Annotated in this window: 32 protein-coding genes and 1 tRNA gene; 22 read left to right on the top strand and 11 right to left on the bottom strand. The window is 60.4% G+C overall.

Annotation, left to right across the window (positions count from 1 at the left end; genetic code table 11):
• The first annotated feature begins 63 nt into the window (after positions 1–63).
• The 3 genes from GM655_RS07610 (at position 64) to GM655_RS07600 (ending at position 1,557) form a co-directional block, all read left to right on the top strand.
• Complete coding sequence (locus GM655_RS07610) at positions 64–423, top strand: DUF2946 family protein (RefSeq protein WP_155433923.1); 360 nt, start codon at positions 64–66, stop codon at positions 421–423.
• Between the two features lie 61 nt (positions 424–484).
• Positions 485–1,126, top strand: a complete 642-nt coding sequence (locus GM655_RS07605; RefSeq protein WP_155433922.1) for an SCO family protein — start codon at positions 485–487, stop codon at positions 1,124–1,126.
• Positions 1,123–1,557 (top strand): copper chaperone PCu(A)C, encoded by a 435-nt coding sequence (locus GM655_RS07600; protein ID WP_155433921.1) that lies wholly within the window; start codon positions 1,123–1,125, stop codon positions 1,555–1,557. The genes GM655_RS07605 and GM655_RS07600 overlap by 4 nt, the downstream gene beginning before the upstream one ends.
• 5 nt (positions 1,558–1,562) lie before the next feature.
• Here the strand turns inward: GM655_RS07600 and GM655_RS07595 are convergent, their stop codons facing one another.
• The 3 genes from GM655_RS07595 to GM655_RS07585 all read right to left on the bottom strand — a co-directional run bounded on the left by GM655_RS07595 (position 1,563) and on the right by GM655_RS07585 (position 3,653).
• A complete protein-coding gene (locus GM655_RS07595) occupies positions 1,563–2,483 on the bottom strand; it encodes a TIGR02285 family protein (RefSeq protein ID WP_155433920.1) in 921 nt (306 codons plus the stop codon).
• 79 nt (positions 2,484–2,562) lie between these two features.
• Complete coding sequence (locus GM655_RS07590; RefSeq protein ID WP_155433919.1) at positions 2,563–3,081, bottom strand: hypothetical protein; 519 nt, start codon at positions 3,079–3,081, stop codon at positions 2,563–2,565.
• 11 nt (positions 3,082–3,092) lie between these two features.
• On the bottom strand, positions 3,093–3,653 hold the full coding sequence (locus tag GM655_RS07585; protein ID WP_371866728.1) for a thymidine kinase: 561 nt from the start codon (positions 3,651–3,653) through the stop codon (positions 3,093–3,095).
• 230 nt (positions 3,654–3,883) lie between these two features.
• On the opposite strand from GM655_RS07585, the gene GM655_RS07580 reads away from it, so the two are divergent.
• Positions 3,884–4,324 (top strand): HNH endonuclease, encoded by a 441-nt coding sequence (locus GM655_RS07580; RefSeq protein ID WP_155433918.1) that lies wholly within the window; start codon positions 3,884–3,886, stop codon positions 4,322–4,324.
• On the opposite strand, the gene GM655_RS07575 is transcribed toward GM655_RS07580, so the two are convergent.
• Both GM655_RS07575 and GM655_RS07570 read right to left on the bottom strand, forming a co-directional pair.
• Positions 4,254–6,446: a penicillin acylase family protein gene (locus tag GM655_RS07575; protein ID WP_155433917.1), complete on the bottom strand. Its 2,193-nt coding sequence runs from the start codon at positions 6,444–6,446 to the stop codon at positions 4,254–4,256. The two genes, GM655_RS07580 and GM655_RS07575, sit on opposite strands and share 71 nt — an antisense overlap.
• Positions 6,447–6,513: 67 nt before the next feature.
• Positions 6,514–7,365: a hypothetical protein gene (locus GM655_RS07570; protein ID WP_155433916.1), complete on the bottom strand. Its 852-nt coding sequence runs from the start codon at positions 7,363–7,365 to the stop codon at positions 6,514–6,516.
• 165 nt (positions 7,366–7,530) lie between these two features.
• Between GM655_RS07570 and GM655_RS07565 the strand changes: the two genes are divergently transcribed.
• The 5 genes from GM655_RS07565 (at position 7,531) to GM655_RS07545 (ending at position 13,674) form a co-directional block, all read left to right on the top strand.
• Positions 7,531–7,851 carry a hypothetical protein gene (locus GM655_RS07565; RefSeq protein WP_155433915.1) on the top strand — a complete coding sequence of 107 codons (321 nt, stop codon included), beginning with the start codon at positions 7,531–7,533 and terminating at the stop codon, positions 7,849–7,851.
• A 179-nt stretch (positions 7,852–8,030) separates the two neighbouring features.
• Positions 8,031–9,182, top strand: coding sequence for a TMAO reductase system periplasmic protein TorT (gene torT / locus GM655_RS07560; protein WP_155433914.1), 1,152 nt, complete (start codon positions 8,031–8,033; stop codon positions 9,180–9,182).
• 125 nt (positions 9,183–9,307) lie between these two features.
• Positions 9,308–11,023 (top strand): methyl-accepting chemotaxis protein, encoded by a 1,716-nt coding sequence (locus GM655_RS07555; RefSeq protein WP_155433913.1) that lies wholly within the window; start codon positions 9,308–9,310, stop codon positions 11,021–11,023.
• A 1-nt stretch (position 11,024) separates the two neighbouring features.
• The gene (locus GM655_RS07550) at positions 11,025–12,377 is read left to right on the top strand and encodes a chemotaxis protein CheW (RefSeq protein WP_196308720.1); all 1,353 of its coding nucleotides are present in this window, start codon (positions 11,025–11,027) and stop codon (positions 12,375–12,377) included.
• Positions 12,378–12,399: 22 nt separating this feature from the next.
• Positions 12,400–13,674: an HD-GYP domain-containing protein gene (locus GM655_RS07545; RefSeq protein WP_155433911.1), complete on the top strand. Its 1,275-nt coding sequence runs from the start codon at positions 12,400–12,402 to the stop codon at positions 13,672–13,674.
• A gap of 16 nt (positions 13,675–13,690) precedes the next feature.
• On the opposite strand, the gene GM655_RS07540 is transcribed toward GM655_RS07545, so the two are convergent.
• Both GM655_RS07540 and GM655_RS07535 read right to left on the bottom strand, forming a co-directional pair.
• A complete protein-coding gene (locus tag GM655_RS07540) occupies positions 13,691–13,969 on the bottom strand; it encodes a helix-turn-helix domain-containing protein (RefSeq protein WP_155433910.1) in 279 nt (92 codons plus the stop codon).
• Positions 13,966–15,027: an HD domain-containing phosphohydrolase gene (locus GM655_RS07535; protein ID WP_155433909.1), complete on the bottom strand. Its 1,062-nt coding sequence runs from the start codon at positions 15,025–15,027 to the stop codon at positions 13,966–13,968. The genes GM655_RS07540 and GM655_RS07535 overlap by 4 nt, the downstream gene beginning before the upstream one ends.
• A gap of 156 nt (positions 15,028–15,183) precedes the next feature.
• On the opposite strand from GM655_RS07535, the gene GM655_RS07530 reads away from it, so the two are divergent.
• Entirely contained in the window at positions 15,184–15,906 is a 723-nt protein-coding gene (locus GM655_RS07530; protein WP_155433908.1) for a helix-turn-helix domain-containing protein, read from the top strand.
• Between the two features lies 1 nt (position 15,907).
• Here GM655_RS07530 and GM655_RS07525 read toward each other — a convergent pair whose 3' ends face one another.
• Entirely contained in the window at positions 15,908–16,102 is a 195-nt protein-coding gene (locus GM655_RS07525) for a YgaP family membrane protein (protein ID WP_155433907.1), read from the bottom strand.
• A 275-nt stretch (positions 16,103–16,377) separates the two neighbouring features.
• Here GM655_RS07525 and GM655_RS07520 point away from each other — a divergent pair, with 275 nt between their 5' ends.
• Complete coding sequence (locus GM655_RS07520; protein WP_155433906.1) at positions 16,378–16,608, top strand: hypothetical protein; 231 nt, start codon at positions 16,378–16,380, stop codon at positions 16,606–16,608.
• A 23-nt stretch (positions 16,609–16,631) separates the two neighbouring features.
• Here GM655_RS07520 and GM655_RS07515 read toward each other — a convergent pair whose 3' ends face one another.
• Together GM655_RS07515 and GM655_RS07510 are read right to left on the bottom strand one after the other, a co-directional pair.
• Positions 16,632–16,979, bottom strand: coding sequence for a carboxymuconolactone decarboxylase family protein (locus tag GM655_RS07515; RefSeq protein WP_155433905.1), 348 nt, complete (start codon positions 16,977–16,979; stop codon positions 16,632–16,634).
• 90 nt (positions 16,980–17,069) lie between these two features.
• Complete coding sequence (locus tag GM655_RS07510) at positions 17,070–17,525, bottom strand: hemerythrin domain-containing protein (protein ID WP_155433904.1); 456 nt, start codon at positions 17,523–17,525, stop codon at positions 17,070–17,072.
• A gap of 136 nt (positions 17,526–17,661) precedes the next feature.
• Here GM655_RS07510 and GM655_RS07505 point away from each other — a divergent pair, with 136 nt between their 5' ends.
• A complete protein-coding gene (locus GM655_RS07505) occupies positions 17,662–17,910 on the top strand; it encodes a hypothetical protein (RefSeq protein WP_155433903.1) in 249 nt (82 codons plus the stop codon).
• On the opposite strand, the gene GM655_RS07500 is transcribed toward GM655_RS07505, so the two are convergent.
• Complete coding sequence (locus tag GM655_RS07500) at positions 17,870–18,736, bottom strand: SIR2 family NAD-dependent protein deacylase (RefSeq protein WP_155433902.1); 867 nt, start codon at positions 18,734–18,736, stop codon at positions 17,870–17,872. The two genes, GM655_RS07505 and GM655_RS07500, sit on opposite strands and share 41 nt — an antisense overlap.
• Before the next feature lie 78 nt (positions 18,737–18,814).
• Between GM655_RS07500 and GM655_RS07495 the strand changes: the two genes are divergently transcribed.
• From GM655_RS07495 to GM655_RS07450, 10 genes are all read left to right on the top strand, one after another.
• Positions 18,815–18,899: transfer RNA gene (locus GM655_RS07495), tRNA-Leu, on the top strand.
• 165 nt (positions 18,900–19,064) lie between these two features.
• Positions 19,065–20,303, top strand: a complete 1,239-nt coding sequence (locus GM655_RS07490) for a tyrosine-type recombinase/integrase (protein WP_155433901.1) — start codon at positions 19,065–19,067, stop codon at positions 20,301–20,303.
• A 67-nt stretch (positions 20,304–20,370) separates the two neighbouring features.
• Entirely contained in the window at positions 20,371–20,865 is a 495-nt protein-coding gene (locus tag GM655_RS07485) for a hypothetical protein (RefSeq protein WP_155433900.1), read from the top strand.
• Positions 20,866–21,204: 339 nt separating this feature from the next.
• Positions 21,205–21,603, top strand: coding sequence for a helix-turn-helix domain-containing protein (locus GM655_RS07480; protein WP_155433899.1), 399 nt, complete (start codon positions 21,205–21,207; stop codon positions 21,601–21,603).
• Between the two features lie 192 nt (positions 21,604–21,795).
• Entirely contained in the window at positions 21,796–22,686 is an 891-nt protein-coding gene (locus GM655_RS07475) for a hypothetical protein (RefSeq protein ID WP_155433898.1), read from the top strand.
• Positions 22,683–22,889, top strand: coding sequence for a hypothetical protein (locus GM655_RS07470; protein ID WP_155433897.1), 207 nt, complete (start codon positions 22,683–22,685; stop codon positions 22,887–22,889). Before GM655_RS07475 ends, GM655_RS07470 begins: the two co-directional genes overlap by 4 nt.
• Positions 22,886–24,226 carry a replicative DNA helicase gene (gene dnaB, locus GM655_RS07465; RefSeq protein ID WP_155433896.1) on the top strand — a complete coding sequence of 447 codons (1,341 nt, stop codon included), beginning with the start codon at positions 22,886–22,888 and terminating at the stop codon, positions 24,224–24,226. The genes GM655_RS07470 and dnaB overlap by 4 nt, the downstream gene beginning before the upstream one ends.
• 22 nt (positions 24,227–24,248) lie before the next feature.
• Entirely contained in the window at positions 24,249–24,569 is a 321-nt protein-coding gene (locus tag GM655_RS07460; protein WP_155433895.1) for a hypothetical protein, read from the top strand.
• Between the two features lie 16 nt (positions 24,570–24,585).
• Positions 24,586–24,873 carry a hypothetical protein gene (locus GM655_RS07455; RefSeq protein WP_155433894.1) on the top strand — a complete coding sequence of 96 codons (288 nt, stop codon included), beginning with the start codon at positions 24,586–24,588 and terminating at the stop codon, positions 24,871–24,873.
• Positions 24,870–25,127 carry a hypothetical protein gene (locus GM655_RS07450; RefSeq protein WP_155433893.1) on the top strand — a complete coding sequence of 86 codons (258 nt, stop codon included), beginning with the start codon at positions 24,870–24,872 and terminating at the stop codon, positions 25,125–25,127. Before GM655_RS07455 ends, GM655_RS07450 begins: the two co-directional genes overlap by 4 nt.
• Positions 25,128–25,132 lie beyond the last annotated feature (5 nt).

Raw genomic sequence — 25,132 nt, 5'->3', positions numbered from 1 at the left:
CAGTGTCCCCGTGCCAGCTTAAAGCTAGCTGAAAAGAAACACAGAACAGCCTATAATCGGCCCATGGGTGCATTTCTCAAGCGCAAGCAAGCAACTGGCCTGATCGTCTGTCTGGCGATCGTGCTGCAATTGCTCGTCCCGGCATGGGCCAGCGCGGCGCGCAACACCGCAGCCACGCCATGGGCCGCCGAAGTCTGCCGCAGCACGCCTGCCCCGGGCCAGACACCGGCCGCCACCCACAGCCTCAAACATTGCCTGTTCTGCAGCAGCAGCGCCGATACCTACGCCCCGCCAGTTGCGCTGGCCGGTCTGCCCGTCCTGCCCGCAGGCGCGGCCTTGTATGCCGGCGTAGCGCCCGCAGCACCAGCCTGCCACGCCCACTGGCATCTGGCCCAGCCACGTGCCCCGCCTGCCCTGTCCTGAAGTCCGTCAAGTGGCGGCTGCCTTGCGCAGCCCGCATTTCTTACGTTTTTACGGGATATTTATGCAACGCCGTACTGTTATCACTGCACTGGCCAGGGCCAGCGCAGCCGTTTTCACCACCACCATGCTGGCCGTGACGCCAGCCAGCGCCGCTGCGCCCAAGCTTAGCGGCATCGACATCACCGGCAGCAGCATAGGGCCGGACCTGCACCTGTCCTACACCAACGGCAAGCCTGCCTCGGTCAAGGACTTCCGCGGCAAGCTGGTGCTGCTGTTCTTCGGCTTCACCCAGTGCCCCGACGTCTGCCCTACTGCGCTGTCGCGCGCAGTCGAAATCAAACGTTTGCTGGGTGCCGATGGCCAGCGCCTGCAAGTGCTGTTTGCCACCGTCGATCCCGAGCGCGACACGGCGCCCCTGCTGGACGCGTATATGCGCGCCTTCGATCCCGGCTTTATCGCTGTACGCGGCGACAAGGCCCAGACGGCACGCACGGCCAGCGATTTCAAGATCTATTACAGCAAAGTCGCCAGCGGCAGTTCCTACACCATGGACCACACGGCCATCACCTATGTGTTCGATGAACACGGCGCCATCCGTCTGGCACTGCGACACGAACAGACAGCCGAACAGTGCGCAGCCGATCTGCGCACGCTGCTGCAACCGAAATCTCCCAGCAATTTTCTGAAAGGACTCTTCCAATGAAACGTCTGCTCAACCTGTTTTTACTCGCCGCCCTGCCCGCCATGGCCCAGGTCACTGTCAGCGAAGCGTGGGTGCGCGGCACCGTCGCCCAGCAAAAAGCCACGGGCGCATTCATGACGCTCAGCGCGGCCCAGGATAGCCGGCTGGTAGCAGCCAGTTCGCCCGTAGCCGGTACCGTGGAAGTGCATGAAATGAGCATGAGCAACGATGTGATGCGCATGCGCCAGCTCGACAGTCTGGCCCTGCCAGCCGGCAAGCCCGTCAAGCTGGTACCGGGCGGCTACCACCTGATGCTGATGCAACTGCAGCGCCCGCTGGCCGATGGTGACAAAGTGCCGCTCACGCTGGAAATCGAAGATGCCAAGCAGGTCCGCAGCAAGGTCACGGTGGAAGCCGTGGTGCGTCCGCTCGCAGGCGGCCACCAGCACTAGACCGGCTAGCGGAAACGCTCGGCATCCACCACGCTGGCGCGGCGCACGGATTCGCGGATCTGGGCGCCGTAGCGGGCTACGGTGGCACTGGTCAGCGCACCCAGCTCGGTGTTGACGATCAGCGCCGCCGCTTCCGGCGTGGACAGGATGGCATCGATGCGGCGTATGGTCGCCAGCCCCCATGGCGTGCGGGGGCAGGCAAAGCCCGTCACGACAAAATTCTCCGCGCCCTTCAGCGGCAGCACCTTCAGGCGTGCCAATGCGGCATCCTGGGTAATTGCATAGGCCAGCGTGATGTCGTATTCAATCAGATAATCGGCCCGTCCGAGCAAGATCATTTTCAAAGTGCCAGCGCCATAATTCGGGCTGGCCAGTTGCTCCACATTCAGGCGTCCGCCCGGCTGCCTGAGCACCTGATCGACGGCCGGACCATAGGCCCGCTGCTTGACGATGACGCCACGCAGATCAGGATTGTTCATCAGTTCGACGGGATCGACCTGCCCCTGCTCGTTCAGGCGCACCCGGTCCAGCGCTTCGGGCCGGAGGATCACCTGCGGTGGCGGGGAAAAGAACACATCGCGGAAATACGCCAGTTTTTCCCGCTCCGGCGTGCGCAGCGCGGCCGTATCGCACATGCTGGCCTGCTGCCCCAGCATATGCCAGATACGGGTGGGATTGGCGCGCACGAACTGGTGCTGGGCTTGCGTCCAGTGCGCCACCACATATTCGGTAATCCGGTCGGCAATACCGTCGCCGGGCTTGCCCTCGACCGGCACATTCACGGGCGCAAAGTACGAACTCAGCCAGATGACTGTGGGCTGGCCGGGCTCAGCAGCCTGCGCCTGCGCGCTGCCACAAGCCAGCCCGCCGGTCAGCACACTGGCCAGCAGCAAGACCATCCGGCAGAATTGGATAGGTATCTCCATGCAAGCAATGATAACTGATAAAGCCGCTTGTACTTCATCCGAAGTGGCGCGCCCGCTACGCTAGCAAATAGTCAAGCCGCTACAACAGGCCCGCATACACGGCCAGTTGCCACAGGCCCACACCCAGCAGCACATACAGCAGCGCGGACAGAGCGCCAACGCGCACATCGACTACCGACGGCAGGCCGCCAACCACGCAGCAGGCCACCACATAGCCGGCCATAGTCCAACTGCCGTAATGGCCGGCAGCATAGGCCGGCAGCAGCCAGTGGCGCGCCAGCAGCCAGCCCAGCGGAAACAGCGCCAGTGGTGCCAGTGCGACCGGCGCAGCGTTTGCCAGATGCAGGTTGCGGAAGCTGACCGCGCCCATGATCCAGCGCTGCCCCTGCCGGCGTGGCCACAGCGCCACCGCGATGGGACGCGCATGCAGCAGCAGGCCCACCAGCCAGTGGCAGGCTTCGTGCAGCACGGTGGCACAGAAACTCAGCAGCGCCAGCAGATACAGGCTGTGGCGCAGCCAGCGCAGCAGGGCCAGCCAGCCCAGCACCAGCAAGCCGGACGCCAAGACTGCAGGCGACAGCGTGCTCAGCTCAGGCATGGGCGCAGACGTTAGCCCAGTTCGGAATAGAAGCAGCGGCCACAGGCCTGACGGTAGCTTTCATTGCCGCCGATGCTGATCTGCTCGCCATCCTTGATGCGCTTGCCCTGCTCGTCCACGCGGATATTCATGGTGGCTTTCTTGCCGCAGGTGCAGATATTCTTGAGTTCTTCGATATCGTCGGCCAGTGCCAGCAGATAGGCCGAGCCGGGGAAAGGTTCACCACGAAAATCCGTGCGCAGGCCATAGGTGATCACGGGGATGCCGCGCACCTGCGCGAGCTGGTGCAACTGCTGCACTTGTGCCGTAGTCAGGAACTGGGCTTCGTCGATCAGCAGGCAGGCGATCTTCTGGTCTATGCGCTCGAGGAAATTGGTATCAGCGTCGAACACTTCCGTCTCACGCTGCGGGCCCAGGCGCGAAGTCACATAGCCCACGCCGTAGCGGTTATCGATGGCGGCCGTGAACAGACGCACGGTCTGGCCCTGTTCTTCGTAATTGTGTGCCACCTGTAGCATGGCGGTGGATTTACCTGCGTTCATCGCAGAGTAGCGGAAATAGAGTTTTGCCACTGCAGCCTTCTGTCGTTCGGGTTAGTGCGCCTATGCCGTGCGCTATCGGTCTGCACGGATTATAAACTGCGCCCCGCCGTCAAGCGCAAATATAGGGGTAGTTCAGCCGCTTATTCGCGCTACGCAGCAAGCTGTGCCAGTGTTAACATCTCGCTATCGGGAATTCCGTCCGGATCTCCCGACCCGGACAGACCCACTTTTTACTCGACTCTTACTCTGGCTCTCACACCATGGAACTGTTTATTATTCTGATCGGCGTATTGGCCATTGCAACGGTGTATTCGATAGGCGTGGCTGCGGCCAAGCCCGTGCAAGGCAGCGATTTCTATAAAGTCTCCAAAGATGGCCGCGTACTGGCCGCTGGCCGCCGCAAAATCCATGCAGTGCGCCCCAAAGTCACGCCGCATGGCTTGCAGGTCAAGCTACGCAATGGCAAGCGCACGGGCGAATTCCTGGTCCATCATCTGGTGGCCGAAGCCCATCTGCCCAACCCTGCCGGCCACAGCCATGTGCGCCACCGCGACGGCAATCCGCGTAACAACAAGGTCAGCAATCTGGTCTGGATCAAGGCCCCCGCGGTGGAAGCCGCGCCGCAAGAACTTACTCGCCCGGATGATAGCGCTTCTCGAGATGCGCTTCGACGTCCTTTCGAGATATCCATATCTCTTTAAATTCACCACGCGCATACATGCCGGCCTGATCGTTGAAATGCGGTGAGGCCGGATTACCGCTCTGGCCGCCGGCCAGCACGCTACGCGCGCGGATCTGCGGCCCGAACTCCACCACCGCCACAAAGCTGTTGCCGCGCTCGCCATAAATGCGCCGCGTCTTGCTCTTGCTGGTCATGCCGTAGGCGGCCAGCGAACCCCAGTTGGCCGAAGCAAACGGCACAGGCAAGCTGGGCTGGTTATCATCGAACTGCTGCACCAGATCGTCGGACAGGCGCTGGAAGCGGTTAATCTCGCCCCACGGCGTCTGCCACTGGCCGAAATCGGCCGTCAGCTTGGCGCTGGCCTGTTCCAGCGCTGCCAGCCGCTGGGCCGGCGTGAGCCGCTGTTCCACATAGTCAAGCAGCGGCATTTCCAGCGTGCGCGCACTGGCAGCATAGCTGTTGCTGAGTTCCTGCATCCAGAAGATGGCCAGCGAGGTCGGTACGGAATCGAGCGCATACCGCAGATTCCAGCTGCGCAGCGCGGCGATCTGCTGTGCCAGTGCCGCCTTCTGCGGCGCATCCTCGGCCAGCCCGTCGTAGGCCGCGAACAGCTGCGGCAGCAGCGGCTCGAAGGCCGGCAGCAGCGTATCGTAGGCGGCGGCAATCAGGCTATCGAGCGTGAAATCGCGCTGGTCCTGCAGCACGCGCAAGGCATGGATGCCGCGCGCATTTTCACCTTGCAGCGACATATAGGCCGGATAGTCGCTGGCCTTGGGACTGGCCGCACCGGCTGCCGTGTAAGGCCAGTTATTGGTGTTCTGGATCCAGCCCGTGCGCGGATTGAACAGCTGGATGGTCTCGCTGACCTTGTGCAAGCCCTGCCATTCCGTGGCCGGATTGCTGCCATCGACCGGATGCTTCCAGTCGAAACGCGGATCGCGGCGCGGTATGAAATTGCCGTGGAAATAGGCGATATTGCCATCCACGTCGGCGTACACGGTATTGTTGGAGGAATTGCTGCGCAACTCCATGGCGCGGTAGAACTCGCGGTAATTGCGCGCCTTGGTGCGGATATACGACTGGGTCAGGGCCTGGCGGGGCTGGTTCATCATGCGCACCGCCACCCATTTGCCATCGAGCGCGCGCACGATCGGGCCGTGATGGCTGTAATACACGCGCACCAGCTTGCTGGCCATGCCTTGCGGCGTTTTATATGGCAGGCGGATATCCACCGGCTTCAGGGCGCGCCACTGCTGGCCATAACGGTAGTAGAACTTGCCGTTCTGCGCGCGCACAGTTTCCAGATATTCGTCGATGGCATCGCCGCCGCCTGAAGTATGCATCCAGCCCAGCCTGTCGTTAAAACCCTGGTAGACAAAGAACTGGCCCCAGGTCACCGCACCATAGGCATGCAGGCCCTGCTCGCTGCTGACCTGCACTTCGGGGCGGAAATAGAACGAGGTGTGGGGATTGATCAGCAGCAGCGGATAGCCATTGCGCGTGAGCTGGGGCGCTATGGCAAAACCGTTGGAGCCGCCCGGCTCACGCTCGCCGGGCCGGTACAGCGCGGCCAGCGCCACCGGCTGCGATTTAGGCTCGGGCAGACGGGCGCCATCGCGGTACAGCGCTTCCAGCTGTTTCAGATCGACCGTTTCGATATCGCCGCCTATGCTGCCTTCGCTAAAGCTGAGCGCCATCCACGGTTCGAAATGGGTAATCAGGGCAGGCTTGACTTCCGGATGGGTGGCCAGATAGTAGTTCAGGCCATCGGCAAACGCCACCATCAGCTGCTTGAGCCAGGCGGGACTACGGCGGTATTCGGCCTTGAGCTGTTGCGGCGTGATGAACAGCTTCATGCGCAGATCACGGTACAGTTCTGCTTCGCCCTCCACTTCGGCCAGCCGTCCCATGGCATTGATGTAATTGCGTTCGACGCGCTTGAAATCGTCTTCGGCCTGTGCATACATCAGGCCGAACACGGCATCCGCATCCGTCTTGCCGTACACATGGGGAATGCCCCAGGTATCGCGCAAAATGGTCACGCGCTGCGCTGTTGCAGCCAGAGCAGCCGGCGCGCCAGCCAGCACATCGCCACATGCCGCAGCACACAGCAGAGAAACAAGCGTACGACCTAAGCCCATGCGGCCACTCCTGTAAAAACCGTTTAAACCATACCATGCCCAGCCGGCAGCGTAGCCGCTGGCCGGATCAGCTCGCGCCCATCAGCTCCGACAGCCGCTTCTGCAGCGCCGTAATTTCCTCGCGCAAGGCCGCATTCTTCTCGCGCAGCACGGCATTCTCGGCGCGCAGCTCGTCTACTTCCGTGGCCGGCCGGCCATAAGCGCCCTCGCCCGCTGCAGCAATGCCGTCGCGCCCTTCCTTGGGTTCTTTGGGCGGACGGGCCGCCGCACGCAGTTCGCGCACTTCCTTGGCGGCTTTCTGCAATTCCTTTTTGCCGCCAGCCACGGCCGCCAACTGCTCCGCTTCCGGCAGCGATGCCACCGTGGCTGCCGCATTGATGGAGATCGTGCCGGAGCGCACCGCCTCCACCAGTTCCGGCGTGGCCGTCTTCTGGATTTTTTCAATCTGACCTATGGTGGCGCTGCTCAGTCTGGCCGCACGGGCGATATCCTCGCGCGAGGTCAGCGGCATGGCCGCCACCCGCTTGCCCGCATCGCCTTCCGGCGGCGCGATGGCCGCATCTTCGGCCGCCGCCTGCGCCACCAGCTCGGCCGCACGGGCCGCCATGATCTCTTTTTTGCGCAGCGCCAGCACCCCGCGCTGGTAGTCGGAGATGCTGCGGCGCCCCAGATTGTTGTCGATCATCCACAGTTTGACATCTTCCAGATTGCGGAAACTGGTGTTTTCCGTGACCTTGAACGGGATGCCGTGCTGCTGGCAGATCTGGTAGCGGTTATGCCCGTCCACCAGCACGTCCTGCCACAGCACCAGCGCGTCGCGGCAGCCTTCCTGCAGGATGCTCTGCTCGAGTGCCGTAAATTCAGCCTGCGTGAGCGGTTCGATATAGCCGCGCAGGGTTTCGTTAATCTTGATTTGCATGTTCTGACTCCTGACTTCCTGACTCTGTGCGGCATGGAAGCGCCGCCGGACCGGGCGCCAACACGCGCCCGGACCGACCCGCATGCTACACCATCGTCCCGTCCCATGGGTTGCAATTGTAAAAACCTTGGCGCATCATGCTCGTTCCTCAATTAAGGTTCTACTATGGTTAATTACATCATTCACGTTTCGTATGCCCAGCCAGCCGCCGATACCCTCGAGCGCCTGACCGATGAACTGCGCAAATATCAAGTGGGCAGCGGCATCAAGGCCGAAGATGGCCGCGGCTATGTACTGCCAGCGGGTAACTACGTCTATCACGGCAAAGAAGCCATCAATGAAGTGCGTGACGCTATCTTCCGCATCGCCGATGAAATCCAGAGCGGCGGCGTCAAAATCCTCGTGACGGAAGTCGCCACGGCCTCGTGGACCGGCCTGGACGAACTGCCGGTGCTGCCTGAAGAAGCCAACCAGCAGCCTGCCTGAGACTTGAAATAAGCGAGCTTGCGCCCGGCCCGGTGCGGCCGGCGTGGCTTGCGCAACACACTGGAGCAGGAATGCAAAAAACTGCTCAGATGAAACTTTTGTTTACATTTGCGGCACTACTTGCAGGTAAAATAAGCCACAACGCCCTCGTTCCGGGGCTGCCTTATTGAGACCGCAACATGCCCAGAATCCGCATATTGTCGCTGTTTTGCCTGACGCTCTGCTGCGCAGCGCACAGCCTGGCCGCTCAACCTGCGGCAATACCCGCCCCGCCCCGTTACAGCCCGATACCCGTCGATGCCATCTATGCACCGGTGCAGCCCAACGGCACGGCCGACGATGCGCTGGCCAGCGGCAAAGTGGAACGTACCGTGTTTCCCATGGCGGCCAAGGCCAGCAAAGTCTGGCGCATCGCCTTCCTGTTCCCGCATGTCAAAGACCCCTACTGGGTGGCTTGCAGCTCGGCCCTGATCAGCGAAGCGCGCCGGCTCGGCGTTGCCATCGATATCCTGCCGGCCACCGGCTATGACGATCTGGCCGGCCAGCTGCAGTTGATGGATGAAGCGATCGCCGCCCATTACGATGCCATCGTCGTTTCGCCGATAGGCATGACGGCCAATAATGCCTCGATCGCCAAAGCGCGCGCCGCCGGCATTCCCGTATTCGAACTGGCCAATGATAGCCGCAGCGACGACCTGACTATCAAGATCACCACCTCGCTGCGTGAAATGGGGCGCCAGGCCACCCGCTGGGTGCTTGATGATGCGCGCAAGCGCGGCCTGAAGACGGTCAATCTGGCCCTGCTGCCCGGCCCGCTTGGCGCCGGCTGGGTCAAAGGCGAAGTCGATGGCACGCGCTATGCGGCCCAGGTGGCCGACCTCGAAGTCAACATCATCGATATCCGCTATGGCGATAGCGATGCCGGCGAGCAGGCCGAACTGGCCAGCCAGATGCTGGCCCGCTACGGCAACAAGATCGATTACCTGATAGGCTGCACCGGCTGCGCGCCGGCCGCCGTCGCCCCGCTGAAAGCGGCCGGACTGGCCGGCAAGATCAAACTGGTGGCGTTCGACCTGACCAACGAGATCGCTGAAGCCATACGTCTGGGCGATATTGCTGCCGCCGCCGATACGCGCGCCGTCAGCCAGGCCCGCGTAGCCATCAATGCCGCCGTGAATGTGCTGGAAAAACGCCAGACCCGTTTGCCCCATACGCTGCTGATCCAGCTCGGCATGGTCGACCAGCAGAACTTCAGTCGCTATCCGTTTGATAGCTCAATTGCGCCGGAAAACTACAAGCTGCAGCTCAAATACGATCCGAACAAGAGCTAGCTCGGCGGAAAATGCGAAATTTCGCGCAGAAAAACATTTAAAGTGTTTTTTTTGCGAAATTCGCATATACTTGCTCCATGGAATTAAATATTTCCTTTTGACTTATACCGGAGCAAGTCACAGCCATGACTACGCAGCTATCCCGCATCACCGCCGCCCAGCCTGCGGCCGCCACCTCTCTGGACCACAGCCTGTTTGATGCGCTGGCCGCCTGCCGCCCCGTCCTGCGGCTGGACCGCAAGGGCATGGTCGAGCTGATCAATGACGTCGCGCTGCAAGTGTTCGGCATCACCCAAGCGCAAGCGCTACAGCAGCATGTGGGCAGCCTGTTCGACCCCATCCATCACAGCGATTTCAACGCGCCCGAACTGTGGCAGCAACTGGCGCAAGGCCAGCGCTACGAAGACGAATTCCGTCACGCCTGCGCCGATGCGACAGAACACTGGCTGAAAGCCCTGTTCCTGCCCGTTGGCGAGCTGGGCACGGTAGTCATCATGACCGATATCACGGCCAGCCGCCGCAGCCAGCTCGACCTGAACGGCAAGAACACGGCGATCGAGCGAGCGCTGGCCGTGGTCGAATTCGACCTGCAGGGCAAGCTGCTACGCGCCAACGACAACTTCCTCAGCATCATGGGCTACACGGCCGACGAAGTACTGGGCCAGCACCATAGCCTGTTCTGCACGGCAGCCGATGCGGGCAGCAGCCAGTATCAGGAATTCTGGCGCCGCCTGACGGCCGGCGAATTCCTCGCCGGCGAATACCGCCGCGTCGACAAGCAGGGCAAGGATGTCTGGATACAGGCCAGCTACAACCCCATCCTCGATACGCTGGGCCAGCCCGTCAAAATCGTCAAATACGCCAGCGACATCAGTACCGCCAAGCGCCTGAGCAATGAGGCGGCAGGCCAGCTCACGGCCATCAACCGCTCGCAAGCCCAGATCGAATTCGATCTGTCCGGCAACATCCTCGATGCCAATGCCAATTTCCTGCGCTGCGTCGGCTACACGCTGGAACAGATCGTCGGCCGCCACCACAGCATGTTCTGCGATACCGCGCTGGTGCAGTCAGCCGAATACCGTCATTTCTGGGCCGATCTGGGCGAAGGCCAGTTCAAGAATGCGCGCTTCCGCCGCATCGGCAATCATGGCGCCACCATCTGGCTGCAGGCCAGCTACAACCCGATACTGGATTTGAACGGCAAGCCCTACAAGGTGGTCAAGTTCGCCACCGACATTACCCAGCAGGTGGCGCGCGAAGAAACCGTCAGCAACAAGGTCGAGCAGATCGGCAAGATCATGCACGCGCTAGCGGATGATATCGACCATATCGCCATGAGCGCCGAACAGTCGAGCGGCATCGCCCAGCACACCGAGCAGCAGGCGCGCGAAGGTCGCACACTGCTGGAAAAATCGCTTGCCTCCATCCATGAAATCCAGAAGTCCTCGCAGGAAGTGCACGATATGGTGGGCGCCATCAGCGATATCGCCAGCCAGACCAATCTGCTGGCTTTCAATGCGGCGGTAGAAGCGGCCCGTGCCGGCGAGCATGGCCTGGGCTTCTCCGTGGTGGCCGACGAAGTGCGCAAGCTGGCCGAAAAGTCGGCCCAGGTAGCGCATGGCATCTCGCGCCTGATCGATCAGAACGTGTTGCGCGTCAGCGAAGGCGGCCGCATCAGCGATCAGGTCAGCATGGCGCTGGACCAGATTCTGCAATCGGTACGCAACACCAGCGCGTCCATCAGCCAGATCGATAAAGCCACGGCCCATCAGGTCGATGCTGGTCGCCATGTCCAGACCCTGCTGGAAGAATTGCAGGCCTCCGCCACCCATCAGGCCTGATATGACCGCCCCTAGCGCAGCCCAGACCAGTACTCCGGCCAGCACCTATGCCATGCTGCAGCTGGGTAGCTGGCAGCTAGGCGTGGACGCTGCACTGGTGCAGCAGGCCCGCCCCTATGAAGTCCCGGGCGCGCTGGCGCAAGCCACGCCCGAGCTGGCCGGCAGCTTGACGCTGGAACAGCAACGCCTGCCCGCGCTCGATCTGGCCCACTGGCTGCCCGGCCTGCCGCACAGCAGCGCTGACGCCAGCACTGGCGGCTACCATCTGATACTGCAGCATCAGGGCATACGGCTGGCCTTGCGCGTCGACCAGCTGGGCGGCATGCGCGAGCTGCCGGCCGCGCTGCTGGCAGCCGCCCAGCCGCACAGCAGCACACCGCTACTGCGCAGCGTCACGCTGGACGATGGCGCCACCCTGCACCTGCTCGATGGCGCCAGTCTGGCCAGCCAGGCCCGCAGCGCCATTCAAGCGGCCCAGCTGGAACAGGATCACCAGCACCAGCCCGCCAGCGAAGAAGCACGTTTGCTGCCGCCCATGGGCGTGTTCGAACTGGCCGGCCAGCGCTATGCCCTGCCCGCCGAACTGATCCATGAAGTCACACCGTGCCCGCCCATGAGTACGGCCTTCCTGTGGGGCGGCCCCTTGCGCGGCGTGGTGGACTGGCGCGGCCAGCATGTGTATCTGCTGGCTCCAGCCCAGCTCGGTGCCAGCCAGAACGAGACGGCCATGCTGGCCGTGGTCGGCGACCAGCATGGTTATCTGGGCCTGCCCATAGACGCCGCCACCACGCTGCGCCGTTTCCGCCCGGACCAGCTCAGCGGCGCCGAAGATGGCGCGCTGTATGCAGGCCTGATTGTCGATGATCAAGCCAGCCCCATCCGCCTGCTCGATAGTACGGCCCTGCTGCAACTGATCCCGCGCACTGCCAAAACCAGCCAGCTACAGTGCACCGACAGCGTGCTGCAACGCTCGCGCGACGCCTATCTGGTGTGCAATACCGGCATCCGTCTGGCCGTCCCCATCCAGCTAGTGGAACAGGTGTGCGTGCTGCCGGCCGATTTTTCGCTGGCTGCTGACCAGGGCGAGAACGGCAGTGGTAGCATTACATGGCGGGGTCAGGCCTTGCCGCTGCATGCGCTGGGCCAGGCCCCGACCCGCATGCTGGTGATCCGCCATGAGGAAAAAGTTCTCGGCCTGCTGGTCGATGCAGTGGAAACCCTGCTGCCGGCCCTCACTGCCAGCCTGCCCCGTGCCATCCGCGTGGCCGGCAAGCCGTTCCGCGTGATCAGCACCCGCGACGCCAGCTATACCCTGTTTGAACCGGAGCAACTAGACTTCTTCAGCACCCATTAACCCACCGTGACAGTTCGCTCTCATGTTTAAAAAGATTACCGTCGATCAGGCCCAGATCGGAATGTATGTGCATAAAGTCTGCGGCACCTGGCTGGATAACCCGTTCTGGACTGCCTCGTTCGCGCTCAAGAGCGCCAGCGATCTCAAGAAGCTGCAAGGCAGTACGGCGCGCGAAGTCTGGATCGATACCACGCGCGGCCTCGATGTTGCGGCGGACGCCGCCGAAGCAGCGCCGCAAGCAGCGGCCAGCACGCCGACCGCCACTAGCCCGGCGCCCGGTGCACCCGTCGCCAGCGCCAGCGCTGCGATCAGCGTGCATGGCACGCCGCCCGAGTTCCGCTTCAAGGTGGAAGCGCCCACCAGCACCAGCGATGAACTGAAACGGGCCAAGCGCATCGTCAAGACTTCGCGCGAAGCGGTCGATGAAATGTTCAACGACGCGCGCATGGGCAAGCTGATCAGCACCGAAACGGCCGTCCAGCTAGCCGATGAAATCACTGCATCCGTGCTGCGCAATCCGGGCGCCCTGATCAGTCTGGTGCGGCTGAAGAAGATCGATGACTACACCTATATGCACTCGGTGGCCGTGTGCGCCATGATGGTGGCACTGGGGCGCCAGCTCAATCTGCCCGACCATGAAGTGCGCGACTGCGGTCTGGCCGGCCTGCTGCATGATGTGGGCAAGATGGCGATTCCCATCGAAATTCTCAACAAGCCGGGCCGCCTGACGGACAGCGAATACAGCACCATCCAGGGCCATCCGCGCGCCGGCTTCGAACTGCTGGCGCAAACCGGCAACGTGCCGGCGATTGCGCGCGATGTCTGCCTGCACCACCATGAGCGCATCGACGGCAAAGGCTATCCCGATGCCTTGCCCGGCGAGCAAATCAGCCTGCAGGCACGCATGGGCGCCATCTGCGATGTGTACGACGCGATTACTTCCAACCGCCCGTACAAGGAAGGCTGGTCGCCTGTGACTTCGCTGGCACGCATGACGGAATGGACCAAGGAAGGCCAGTTTGACGCCACCCTGTTCGCCGCTTTCGTGCGCTGCATAGGCATCTACCCGATAGGCACGCTGGTGCGGCTCAAGAGCGATAGACTGGCCGTGGTGCTGGACAACCGCAAATCGCTGCTCGCCCCCATCGTGCGGGTAATCTATTCGCTCAAGTCCATGGTTTACCTGCCGCCGGAAACGCTGGATCTGGCACTGCCGGGCATACCCGAAGCCATAGTCTCGAGCGAAGAAGAAGCGACCTGGGGCATCGTCGACTGCGGCCGCTTCATGGCCGATTAAATTCCGGCCGGCTGCATCAGACCGGCTGCGGATGGCGCTGCAGATACTGCTGGTGGATGGCTTCGAGCCGCTTCAGTTCGGCAATCGGAATTTCGAACACTTCATGCACGCGCAGCATCAGCTCGGCGCTGATGCCGGTGCGGCCATGGCGGATCTTGCTCAGGCTGGACGGCGCCAGCTGCAGCGCACGGCTCAGTTCGGCATCATTCTTTAGCTGTTGACGCAGCAGCACATGGTCCAGCAGCGTGTGTGGCCGGGCATCAGCCGCCAGGCCTAGATAACGTTGGGCATTCATACGGGGCTCCCGAGGTCGGCAAGTTCATGGGCCTGATAGGCGTGCTGGATGGCCAGCAAAGCATCCACGTCGGCCAGCAAAGCGGCCACGCAGAGTGGATCAAACTGGCTGCCGGAACCGTCGCGCATATACTCGATGGCGCGCTGCAGATCCCAGCCAGCTTTATAGGGGCGCACGGATGTGAGCGCGTCGAACACGTCGGCCACGGCCACGATGCGGCCATACAGCGGAATCGCATCGCCGGCCAGCCCGCGCGGATAGCCGCTGCCGTCATAGCGTTCGTGATGGCTGTGCGCGATGATGGCGCCCACCTGCAGCAGCGGCGACTCGCTACCGGCCAGTATGCTGGCACCGATTTCCGTATGGCGCCGCATGATCTCGATTTCCTCTTCGTTGAGCGGCCCCGGCTTGAGCAGGATGGCATCGGGGATGCCCACCTTACCGATATCGTGCATGGGTGCGGCATCGCGGATCAGATCGCACTTGGCTTCATTCAGGCCCAGATTTTCAGCCGTCAGACGCGCATAGGCCGCCATGCGCAGCAGATGGCCGCCCGTTTCCGGATCGCGGTATTCGGCCGCGCGCGACAGGCGGCAGATGGCTTCGTGTTCACGCGCCACCACATCGGCCGTGGCCTTGCGTACGGCGTGGGTCAGCCAGTCGGCCCGTTCGGCCAGCTGCAACTGGGCACGGCGCAAGGCCAGCAGATTGCCCACGCGGGCATTCAGTTCAGCATGGTTGACGGGCTTGGTCAGGAAATCATTGGCGCTCAGGCGCAAGGCTTCATGGCGTACGGCGATTTCCGTATCGGCCGTCACCATCACCACCGGCACTTCGTGCTTGCCGGGCAGCGCACGGAAGCGGCGCAGGAATTCCAGCCCGTCCAGCTCGGGCATCATGTAATCGACCAGCACCAGATCGGGCGTGTGCTGTTCGCACCACGCCAGCGCCGCCACCGGATCGGCCATGGGACGGGCCACCACGGTATCAAGCATGCTGAGCATGTGACAGAACAGTTCGAGATTGAGCTTGTTATCGTCGACGATCAAGATATTCATGGCAGTCCCCCTGTGCTGGCAGCGCTAAGGCAGTGGATGCTGCCCGGCTGTCCGACATTCCAAATAAACCGATAAAACCAATTATACCGAATTTCACACAAAAGTACATTTTATTGCTAGAATTGGTTTAAATTTGGCTAAGCGGGAATGTTACAAATGAAAAACACAAGTCGGGCCAGTGCGGTGTGCACCACCCAGCGCGCGGCCAGCATATTGGGGATTTCTGTCTCGTCCGTGCAGCGCCTGGTGGAAGCGGGTGCCATCGGTGCATGGAAGACGCGCGGCGGCCATCGTCGCCTGCCGCTGGCCGAAGTGCTGGCCTACAAAGCCCAGCCCGGCCACCAGTTGCTGGAGCCCGGACAGAGCGACCATTTGCGCATCCTGATGATAGAGGGCAACGCCGAGCGGCGCGAGCAGTTCCAGCGCCGCTACAGCCAGTGGCATTTGCCAGCCACGCTGGAATTCTCCAGCAATATCTATCAGGCCATGCTGGAACTGGCGCGCCAGCAGCCGGATCTGCTACTGGTCGATCTCGAAAGCAATGGCATCAATGGCTGCATCATGCTCAACACGCTGGTGGGCGATTCCAAGCTGTGGACCATGCACATCGTCATCCTGTCCGAATACGATGCGGCCACGCTGGCCGAGCGCGGCATACTGCCGCAAGGCACGGTGTTTTTCGGCCGCACCGTGAAGGCCGCAGAATTACGCGACTACCTGCAGGCGCGCTGCACCCAGCAGGTACGCAGCAGCGCACTGCAGGCGGCCGCCCCGCTGCCGCTGTCGGAAGCCGCAGCACCGTCCTGCAAACAGCAAGGGCATGCACCGCTTGCGCAGTCCATGCCCTTGTCTAACGGCGCAATGCCGGGTGTAGCCTGAGTTACTCGCGTTCCAGCGGGCAGGTGTTAAAGCCCAGAATCGTGTACAGCGGGCAGTAGCCCAGCGCGCCCGTCAGCAGTGGCACCACGCCGATATAACCCCACGCGCCGATATTGCCGCTCGCGGCCAGACCGATCAGCGCTACCCCAGCCACCACGCGCAAGGCGCGATCCAGCGAACCTTCATTCTTCTTCATTTTCAAGCTCCTGTAGTGATTATCGGTCTACCCATGTAGCCGAAGGTACAACACCCGGCAACTGCTGGCGCAACGCCCCCGGGCCCGGCCGCCGCACTTTGCTGGCATCTGCCCAGCAACGGCAGTTAAAAGTTGCAATATGCTAGCATCGTGTTGCTTGTCTTGGACATAATTTGCTAGTTTGCGCCACATACCGCGCTAGCTCTGCCCAGATCTGTCCGGTCAGCGTATATTCTTGCCTGAGCAAACAGAACAGGGTTAGAGGAATAGCTGGCATGGAAAGCATCACCGTGGTCTATCTGCAAGGTGAAAACCGTCGTTCATGTCCTGAACAAGGCGTCCTGTTAAGGGACTATACCTGCAGCGATGAAGCTTTACACGCTCCCGTACCGGAGGGCTACGCACTGGCATTCTTCCAGGATGGCAAGGACCGCTACCTGTTCAGCCGTCCGCACGGCTGGAAGAAAATCACCCGCAGCGAATCGCCCGAGCCGCGCATCCCCTGATACGGCCGCCAATCTGTTCCAGATCAAGCAGTGAATTCTTCGTATGCCTTGAGCGCGTGGGTGGCATACATCATCGACGGGCCGCCGCCCATGTAGACGGCCGTACCCAGCACCTCTTCCAGCTCGGCACGGGTGGTGCCCAGCTTGACCAGCGCCTGCACGTGGAAACCTATGCAGTCATCGCAACGGCAGGCAATGGCTATGCCCAGCGCCACCAGTTCGCGGGTTTTCTTGTCCAGCGCACCTTCCTTGGTACCGGCCGCAGCCAGCTGGCTGAAGGCCGTCATCAGGTCCGGCTGGGACTGGCGCAGGTCGCGCATCTTGCCCGATACTTGTTTGGTCAGATCTTTATATTCCGGCATGCCACTCATATATCCTCCGTTTTCAATTTACTGGAAGATATTATATCACAAAATATATTGAAGTGCGCAAATATCCTGTTTGCGGCCAGTCCCCTTGCTTCAGTCCGCGCTGGACAGACTGTTTTTGAGTTCAGCCATCTGCTGGCCCAGCGCGGCCAGATCCACCCCGCTCTTTTTCACTTCGGGAAACATCTGCCCTTCTTCTTCCTCCACGTGGTGGGCTATCTGTTCCGACAGCACCTTGATGCGGGCATCGTATAGTTCATCGCCGGGATCCAGTTCTTCGATCTGGGCAATCAGATCCTTGGCCGCGGCATGTTCCACCAGCGCTTCGTCCATCAGATCATCATCGTCTACCGGCCCACGTACGGCCGGATAAAAGATTTCCTCTTCCAGCCGAGTATGCAGGCGCAAAGCCGCACAAATTTGATCCGCCAGCCGTTTCTTGCTGACTTTGGAACGGTCGCTCAGCGCTTCGAAGTCGGCGAACAGCGTCGCCACCTGCTGGTGATCGGCCTTGAGCATGGCCAGTGCATCCTGAGTCTGGTTTTTCATAACACCTCCCAAAACGATTGATCGGAAGGCTGATATTAGTAGCGCCTGCAGCGCCTCACTGTGGGCGTCCCCACACAGCAGCGATGGCGCCGTCTATAATGCGCCCACCGTCCAATTCAAGTGACCTTACAAGCTCATGCAAACTTTTCCTCTGGCCGGCTGGATGCGGGTCGCCCTCGCGCTCGCCGCGCTCAGCACGCTGATCATCAAAAAAGTCTGGGACCTGTCCAGTCCTCTCAACGTTGCCATAGGCGTGATACTGGCGCTGATCTATGGGCTGGCCGCATGGCAGGGTGAAGTGCGCGGCTATAGCTGGGGCAACAAGGCCTTCGTCGGCAGCGCCTTCATCTGGATCGCCAGTCTGGTGATGATGCTGCTGCCTTGAGGGCAGCGCTTAGTTCACGCAGGCCCGCCAATGCTGGCACGGCCAGGCTGATATCACTGCGCCTGACCACGGCCGCCTCGTCGGGATTCATCCGTATCAGTGGCGCGCCCAGTTGTTCGCCCAAGCGCCGCACCGTCGGGATGGTCGTACCGGCACCCAGCTCCAGCACCACCGTGCGGCTGGTTCTGGCCAGCCAGCGTTCCAGCCGCGCCATCTGCTGTTCGACTGCCTCACCATCCCAACCGCCATCGCTGAACATCAGGATATTCGGCCGCGCCAGTCCCTGACACCCAGGACAGCACGGTAACGCTGAGCGCAGCTCGCAGCGAGCGTCGTCCACCACGGGATCGAAATGCTGCGCCGACCATGGCGCATGGCCACAGCCATCCAGACATTGCAGCGTGTGGATGGTGCCATGGCATTCGGCCACCTGGGCTGCGGCAAAACCGGCTTTCTGGAAATGGCCATCCACATTGCTGGTGAAGACAAAGCCGCCGCGCGGCATGTCTTGCGCAAGCGCACGCAGGATGGCAAAGCCTTCATGTGGCGTAGTACGGCGGTAAAGTTGCAGGCGATGGCCGTAGAAGCCCCACGCCAATTCTGGCCGTTCGCGAAACGCACGCGGGCTGGCGATCTCGTAGAAGCTAAGGCCATGTCGGCCCAGTGCCGGATAGGCGCGCCAGAAACCATGCTCGCCACGGAAATCGGGCAAGCCGGAATCGATGGACATTCCAGCACCTGCCGTAATGAGCAGGCTATCGGCCTGCAGCAGCAGTTCGGCCGCACCTGCGAAATCGCCAGCATCCGGCGCAGAAAATTTAGTCATCAGTATTCCGCTCTTTGTGCCTGAGAGTTGCTGCTATGGCAGTTATCCCCGCTTCATGGCATAATGCCGGGCTATGTTGCTCCGATGGTGAAATTGGTAGACACTGCAGACTTAAAATCTGCCGCCGCGAGGCGTGCCGGTTCGATTCCGGCTCGGAGCACCAAAGAACACACAAACTACGCCAAAGTTTGCCAACAAACCCCTAATAAATCAAGCTGTTAGGGGTTTTTTTACGCCTATACTGCCAAAGTTTGCCTATTGACAGCCACAACTTTTGCATCCATTCTTTTATCCATATCCTCATGGATGAAAAAAGGATGGATGCAAAATGCCCAAACTAGCCAAGCCCCTGACCGACATTCAAGTCAAGAACGCCAAGCCCAAGGAAAAGACCTACACCTTGGCCGATGGCGGCGGCATGTATCTTGAGGTGGCGCCTACCGGTTCACGCACATGGCGCATGGCGTATCGCCAGCCAAACGGGAAGAATACACGCCTCACATTCGGCGCCTACCCGCTGATGTCATTGGCGGAGGCTAGGTCTAAGCGTGACGAGGCGCGCAAGCTACGCAGCGAAGGAACCGACCCCGCGCAGGCCAAGCGCGAAGCCAAGCGGGCAATGAGCGATGCCGCCATTCACACCTTTGAACTAGTGGCGCGCCGCTGGCTGGAGAAGACGGCTACCGACCGCGCCGATAGCACCCAGCAGAAAAACGCATCTTGGCTGGAAAAGAACATCTTTCCTGAGATTGGGTCGCGGCCGATCTCGGAAATCACCCCACGTGATGTGCTGGCCGCACTGCAGAAGATCGAGGCGCGCGGCGCAATCGAGTCTGCACACAAGATCAAGCAGCTCTGCGGCCAAGTGTTCCGCTTTGCTATCGCCAGCGGTTTGGCCGAACGCGATGTGACTGCCGACCTGCGCGGCGCGCTGGCGTCGATACCTGCATCACACTATGCAGCGATAACGGAGCCGGCGGAGGTAGCTAAACTTCTTCGGTCGATCCACGCCTACTCTGGCGGCCCATATGCTGCAGCAGCTCTTAAGCTGTCGCCGCTAGTCTTCCAGCGCCCCGGCGAACTGCGCTCCATGGAGTGGTCCGAGTTAAACCTCGATGCCGCCGAGTGGCGCATCCCCGGCGCAAAGATGAAGATGAAGAACGACCATATTGTCCCGCTGTCCACTCAAGCGGTGGCTCTATTGCGCGAAATGGAGCAGTTGCGCGGACGCGGGCCCTACGTGTTCCCAAGTATTCGGACGGGCGAACGGTGCATGAGCGAGAACACCATCAATGCAGCTCTGCGCAGCATGGGCTATCCGAAAGAAGTGATGACAGCCCATGGCTTCCGAGCGATGGCGCGCACTATCCTAGACGAGGTTCTGGGTGAACGTGTGGACCTGATTGAACACCAGCTGGCGCACGCGGTGAAAGATCCCAACGGACGCGCCTACAACCGTACAGCCCACCTGCCAGCGCGGCGCCAGATGATGCAGCGATGGGCTGACTACTTGGAAAAGCTACGGACAGGCGCCGACGTAATCACCCTACACGGCAATGCCGCTTAAGTGCGATCAAGACATAACACAGGCTTAGATGCCCGGACATACACGCAACCAATTTCTGGAATCAACCGTGGAAAAAGACAAATTCTCATCCCTCTCGGAGCGCTGGGATAGGGCTATAAATGCCGAACTATCACCCGAGCGCATACGTGAGCTTGAGCTGGCACGTGGGCTCCTTGTACAAGACCTTGACACTGCCATCAGATCGCTCGCCTACGCTGACGCATATTGGAACGCCATGTTGAACATGGTGGGCTCGCTGCTAGAAGACCTGTCAGCAGAAAAGGACCATTCTTCTATAGCGCTCGGACTCCTGACTGAATTAAAACCAACCCTCGAGCGGGGAAAGCGTGTCCGTGACGGAGCGCTCAAAGGGAATAAGGCGAAATATGGCACAAAAGAGGATAAACAGAAAACGCGCGAGGAGTACCAAATTGAGGCAAACCGGATTGCGGATCAAAACCCTCGGATGTCATGGAACGCTATCTGTGAACGCGTAGGAGTCAAATTTAATGTCGGTGGAAAGACCATCTATAGAAAAACGACAAACCCTCGAAGAAAATAAAGTTGGACAGTCGCGGGGACTGTCCAACACAAAATGCCTAACCTTGGCATTGTCCCGCTGCTACATGGCGGAAGAATAGAAAGGTTAGGCAAACATGGAAAAGCACGTAGAAATACCATTGAGTAGGACTCTCCCGGCTGACGGTATGAGCCGCTGGAGTCAAATAGCGCCATTTGTGCCATTCTGCCGTGAGAGGTTTCGTCAACTTGTAAAAGCAGGAAGAGCGCCGCAGCCGGTTAAGCTATCCGAACGCTGCACCTGCTATAGCAACCGAGAGCTCCACAAGTTCTTTGCAGACCCATTAAATTACACGGCTCAAGCCAAGTAAGGGGTGCGCAAATGGCTAAACGGCAAAAGAAAAACGCCGGCAACAGGGCCGGCGCACATGTCGATCGTGCTGGCGGGCACGATGCGGTGAACAACAAAACTCAGCAGCAGTCTAGCACCGATGCTGCGGCCTTGCGCAACAAATCCACCTCGACCAATGCCCAGCTGGCAAAGCTCATGGCATTGCTTCGCCAAGGCCCTAAAACCACAATCGAACTGCGCCAGCACGTAATTATGATGCCGGCCGCCCGCGTCTTCGAACTGAAGAACAAACGCGCCCAGCTCATAACCACCGAATTGCTGCCCCTGTACGATGCGCAAGGCATCAAGCATTCCAATTGCGCCCGGTACCACCTTATCGAAACGCCGGCCGGCTCTGCACGTGGCAGCCTGACAGGAGGCCAAGTATGAGCCCCTGCCATGCCAGCGCCAGCAAGCCCAGCCGCATGCTCCGCCTCGCGCGAGAGAAATCGATAGGTAGCCGCGCCAAATACGAGCGTTACAGCGCGCAGAAAGCAATGTGGGAAGCAACGCACCCTGCCGCGACGAATAGCGAGTATGAGGCTGCTATGCGCGCCATTGCCAAGGCATGCGGGGTGTAGCATGGCACGAGCACGCAATATCAAACCCGGCCTCTACAAGAACGAGAATCTAGCCGAGTGCTCGGTTTGGGCCCGGTTCATTTTCCCCGGCTTGTGGATGCTGGCTGACCGAGAAGGCCGCCTTGAGGACCGCCCGAAGCGGATAAAGGGCGAGCTGCTTGCTTACGACAGCGTTGATGTAGATCCCCTTCTGGATGAATTGGCCAGTTTTGGCTTTATCGTTCGCTACGAAGTGGACGGCAATCGCTTTATTCAGATTCTGAAGTTCGCAGAGCATCAGGCGCCACACTCAACTGAAAAGGACAGCGTATTTCCAGATCAGGAAGGCTACGTCACAGTTCATGAGCGCAGCAAAAACGGTGGGATAACAGGGAAATCCAAGTGTGTTCGATATGGCGAGCCTGTGGATAACGTTAATCCACGGAACGAGCAAGTTAATCCACCAAACCATAACGCCCTGATTCCTGATTCACTGATTCCTGATTCACTGATTCCTGATTCACTGATTCCTGATTCACCTATAACTTCTATTACCCCTGACGGGGTAATTGTCGCCAGCGATGCTGACAACGAAAAGATGGCCGGCCCCAAAAAACCTGAATGCCCACACCAGCAGATTATCGCGCTCTATCACGAAATCTTGCCTCAGTGTCCAAGAGTCCGCGACTGGACACCTGCACGTGCGACTCAACTGCGCGCCCGATGGAACGAGAAGCCAGAGCGGCAAACACTCGCCTACTGGCGCAAGTTCTTCGAGTACGTGGCGACCTGTGATTTCCTTGTCGGCCGCGCTGGACAGCGCCCATTCTTTGCAGACTTGGAGTGGATGACGAAGGCTCAGAACTTCGCCAAGATCCGCGAGGAGCGGTACGAAGGAAGGGGTGCAGCATGAGCGTCAATGTAAAAACATGGCAAGAGCGAATGAGCGACTACTACGAACTAGCCGGCGCTAAACAAATTCGCAATACAGGCTATTTCAAGTCTGCAGAAATCTCTGCGCTGCGAACATATGCCGATCTAGCAGCAACGCGCATTGCTGAGCTAGAGGACGAGCTGCGGCAAAACGGCAAAAAAGATAGGGAGAGCGCAGCGTGAACAGCACAACCGTAACCCCTCAAGCCATCGAGGCCGAGCAAGCTGTGATCGGTGGCCTGCTGCGCGACAACGGCGCGGTGGACTGGATGGGCGATCTGCGCCCCGGCCACTTCTACCGGCACGACCACCGCACGATCTTCACCGAGATCCTGAAGCAGATTTCGTCCGGCATGGCATGTGATGTGATTTCCGTAGGCGTGGCACTGGAGAGCAGCGTTCCAGACGCACTACCCTACCTGAACGCCATGGCACAGAGCACTCCCTCTGCCGCCAACATCGGCCGCCATGCCGAGCTAGTCCGCGACCGGGCACTAATGCGGGCACTGCTGGGCGCCACGTCCGAATTGAGCGAACTCGCCTTGAGCCCCAATGGGCAGACTGGCGCCCAAGTTCTCGACGCGGCACAGGCCAAGCTGGCAGCGCTGGCCGAACGCCGCTCAATTCGCGAGCCAGTGCGAGCAAGCGTGGCGATGATCACCCACATCGAGGAAATTGATCGGCGGTACGAAAAGAAGACGTCCGGGATACCTACCGGCTTTAGCCAGATCGATGAATTGCTGTCCGGCGGCCCGAACCGCGGCGCACTCGTCATCCTTGGCGCCCGTCCATCGATGGGGAAAACCGCCCTCTCCCTGAACATTGCCTTGAATGTGGCTCGGGACTACTCCGTGCTATTTCTTTCGCAGGAAATGCAAAACGGCGAGCTCCTAGACCGGGCGATCTCGGCACTTGGGCGGGTCCCGCTGGGCAACGTCATCACCGGTCAACTGTCCGAACCGGAATGGCAGGGCTTTACGGCGGCCAATGCGAGGCTTCAGGAGCTGAATTTGCACTTGGATGATCAACCTGCCCTAACCCTGCTCGATGTGCGCTCCAAGGCCCGTCTAATCAAGCGCAAACACGGTTTAGATGTTGTGGCGCTCGACTATCTGCAGCTAATGGCCGGTGAAGGTCTAAACCGCAACCAGCAGCTGGAGGAAATCAGCCGTGGGCTAAAGGCACTGGCCAAGGAACTGAACATCGTCATTTTTGCCCTGTCGCAGCTGTCGCGAAACGCCGCCAACAAGAGCCGCCCGCAGCTATCCGATCTGCGCGACTGCGGCGCCATCGAGCAGGACGCCGACATCGTCATGTTCGTGCACCGCGACGAGGTGGACAATCCACAGACTCACCTCAAAGGCTTAGCTGACCTGTTTATCGCGAAGAACCGGCAAGGCCGAATCGATGACGTGCTGCTGAGCTACGAGGGCCAATACACCCAGTTCTCTGATGCCAAGGGCGCGCGGCCGGCACCTCAAGTGAAGCGCGAGCGCAGAGGCCTCGCGGCCGAGCTGTAGCCGTCCTTTTCCGGGTGCCCACATGCGCAGCGAGGCAATACATGACCTGCTCGGGAAGCTGGACGAGCTAGAAAGCAGCAGCTTGAACGAAGCACACAAGGAGGAATTTCGGCGCCTGATTTACCAAGTAGGCGCCGCGCATGGAATAGGAAAAATCGAACGGGAGGAACGTATCAGGACGGCGCGCGCCATGCTCGATGCCGGCGTGGACCGCGCCGCGATCCGTGATCGGATGATGGCTAGATTCCAGATCGGCGAGTCTCAAGCCTACCGAGACATATCCTCCGCCTTAGCAATAGTCCCAAAAGTGCCCGTACTTTGGGACTCCAAGACGATTAAATAGAGTCAAAGGAGCAAAGATGAAAAGCTATATCTACTTTGGACTGGAACACCATCAGAAGGCGCCGGAACTGTTCGGCGTGCTGACTACTTCGCCCGAATTGAACTGGGTCGGGCTCGATCACCTCGTAAGCGCTCTAGATGCTGGTGAATCGATCCAGATCCGCCCTGCCTCCAACGCCGAGCGTGTACGGGCAGACGCCACCATAGCGCTATACGAAGTTGGCGCCCTACTGGCCGGCAAGCTGGAAAGCCTGCTTGATGCGCCGGGCACTGAAAGCGAAAGCGCAGAGGGAGCCAAACAATGAGCCGACTGCTGGCCCGCCTCGAAGCCCTCGAACTCGCCATATCAGGGCAATTCCAGCCCTGCGTAGTAATCCGCTGGGTAGAACTAGATGGCCAGTGGCGCCAATGCGCTGATGTTGGCACCACCCAGCTGATGGCCGAGCCAGAAGAAAACCAAGAATCGTTCTCCGCGCGCGTGCTGGCCCAAATACCGCCCCCCCTACGCAAAGACACCTTAATTGTTTCCATTCGTCGCTTTAGCGACAACACCGATTAACCCCG

Source organism: Pseudoduganella danionis, assembly GCF_009720775.1.
Lineage (GTDB): Bacteria > Pseudomonadota > Gammaproteobacteria > Burkholderiales > Burkholderiaceae_D > Rugamonas > Rugamonas danionis.
The sequence above is the reverse complement of the archived record's forward strand: the minus strand, read 5'-3'. Positions and strand labels throughout refer to the sequence as shown.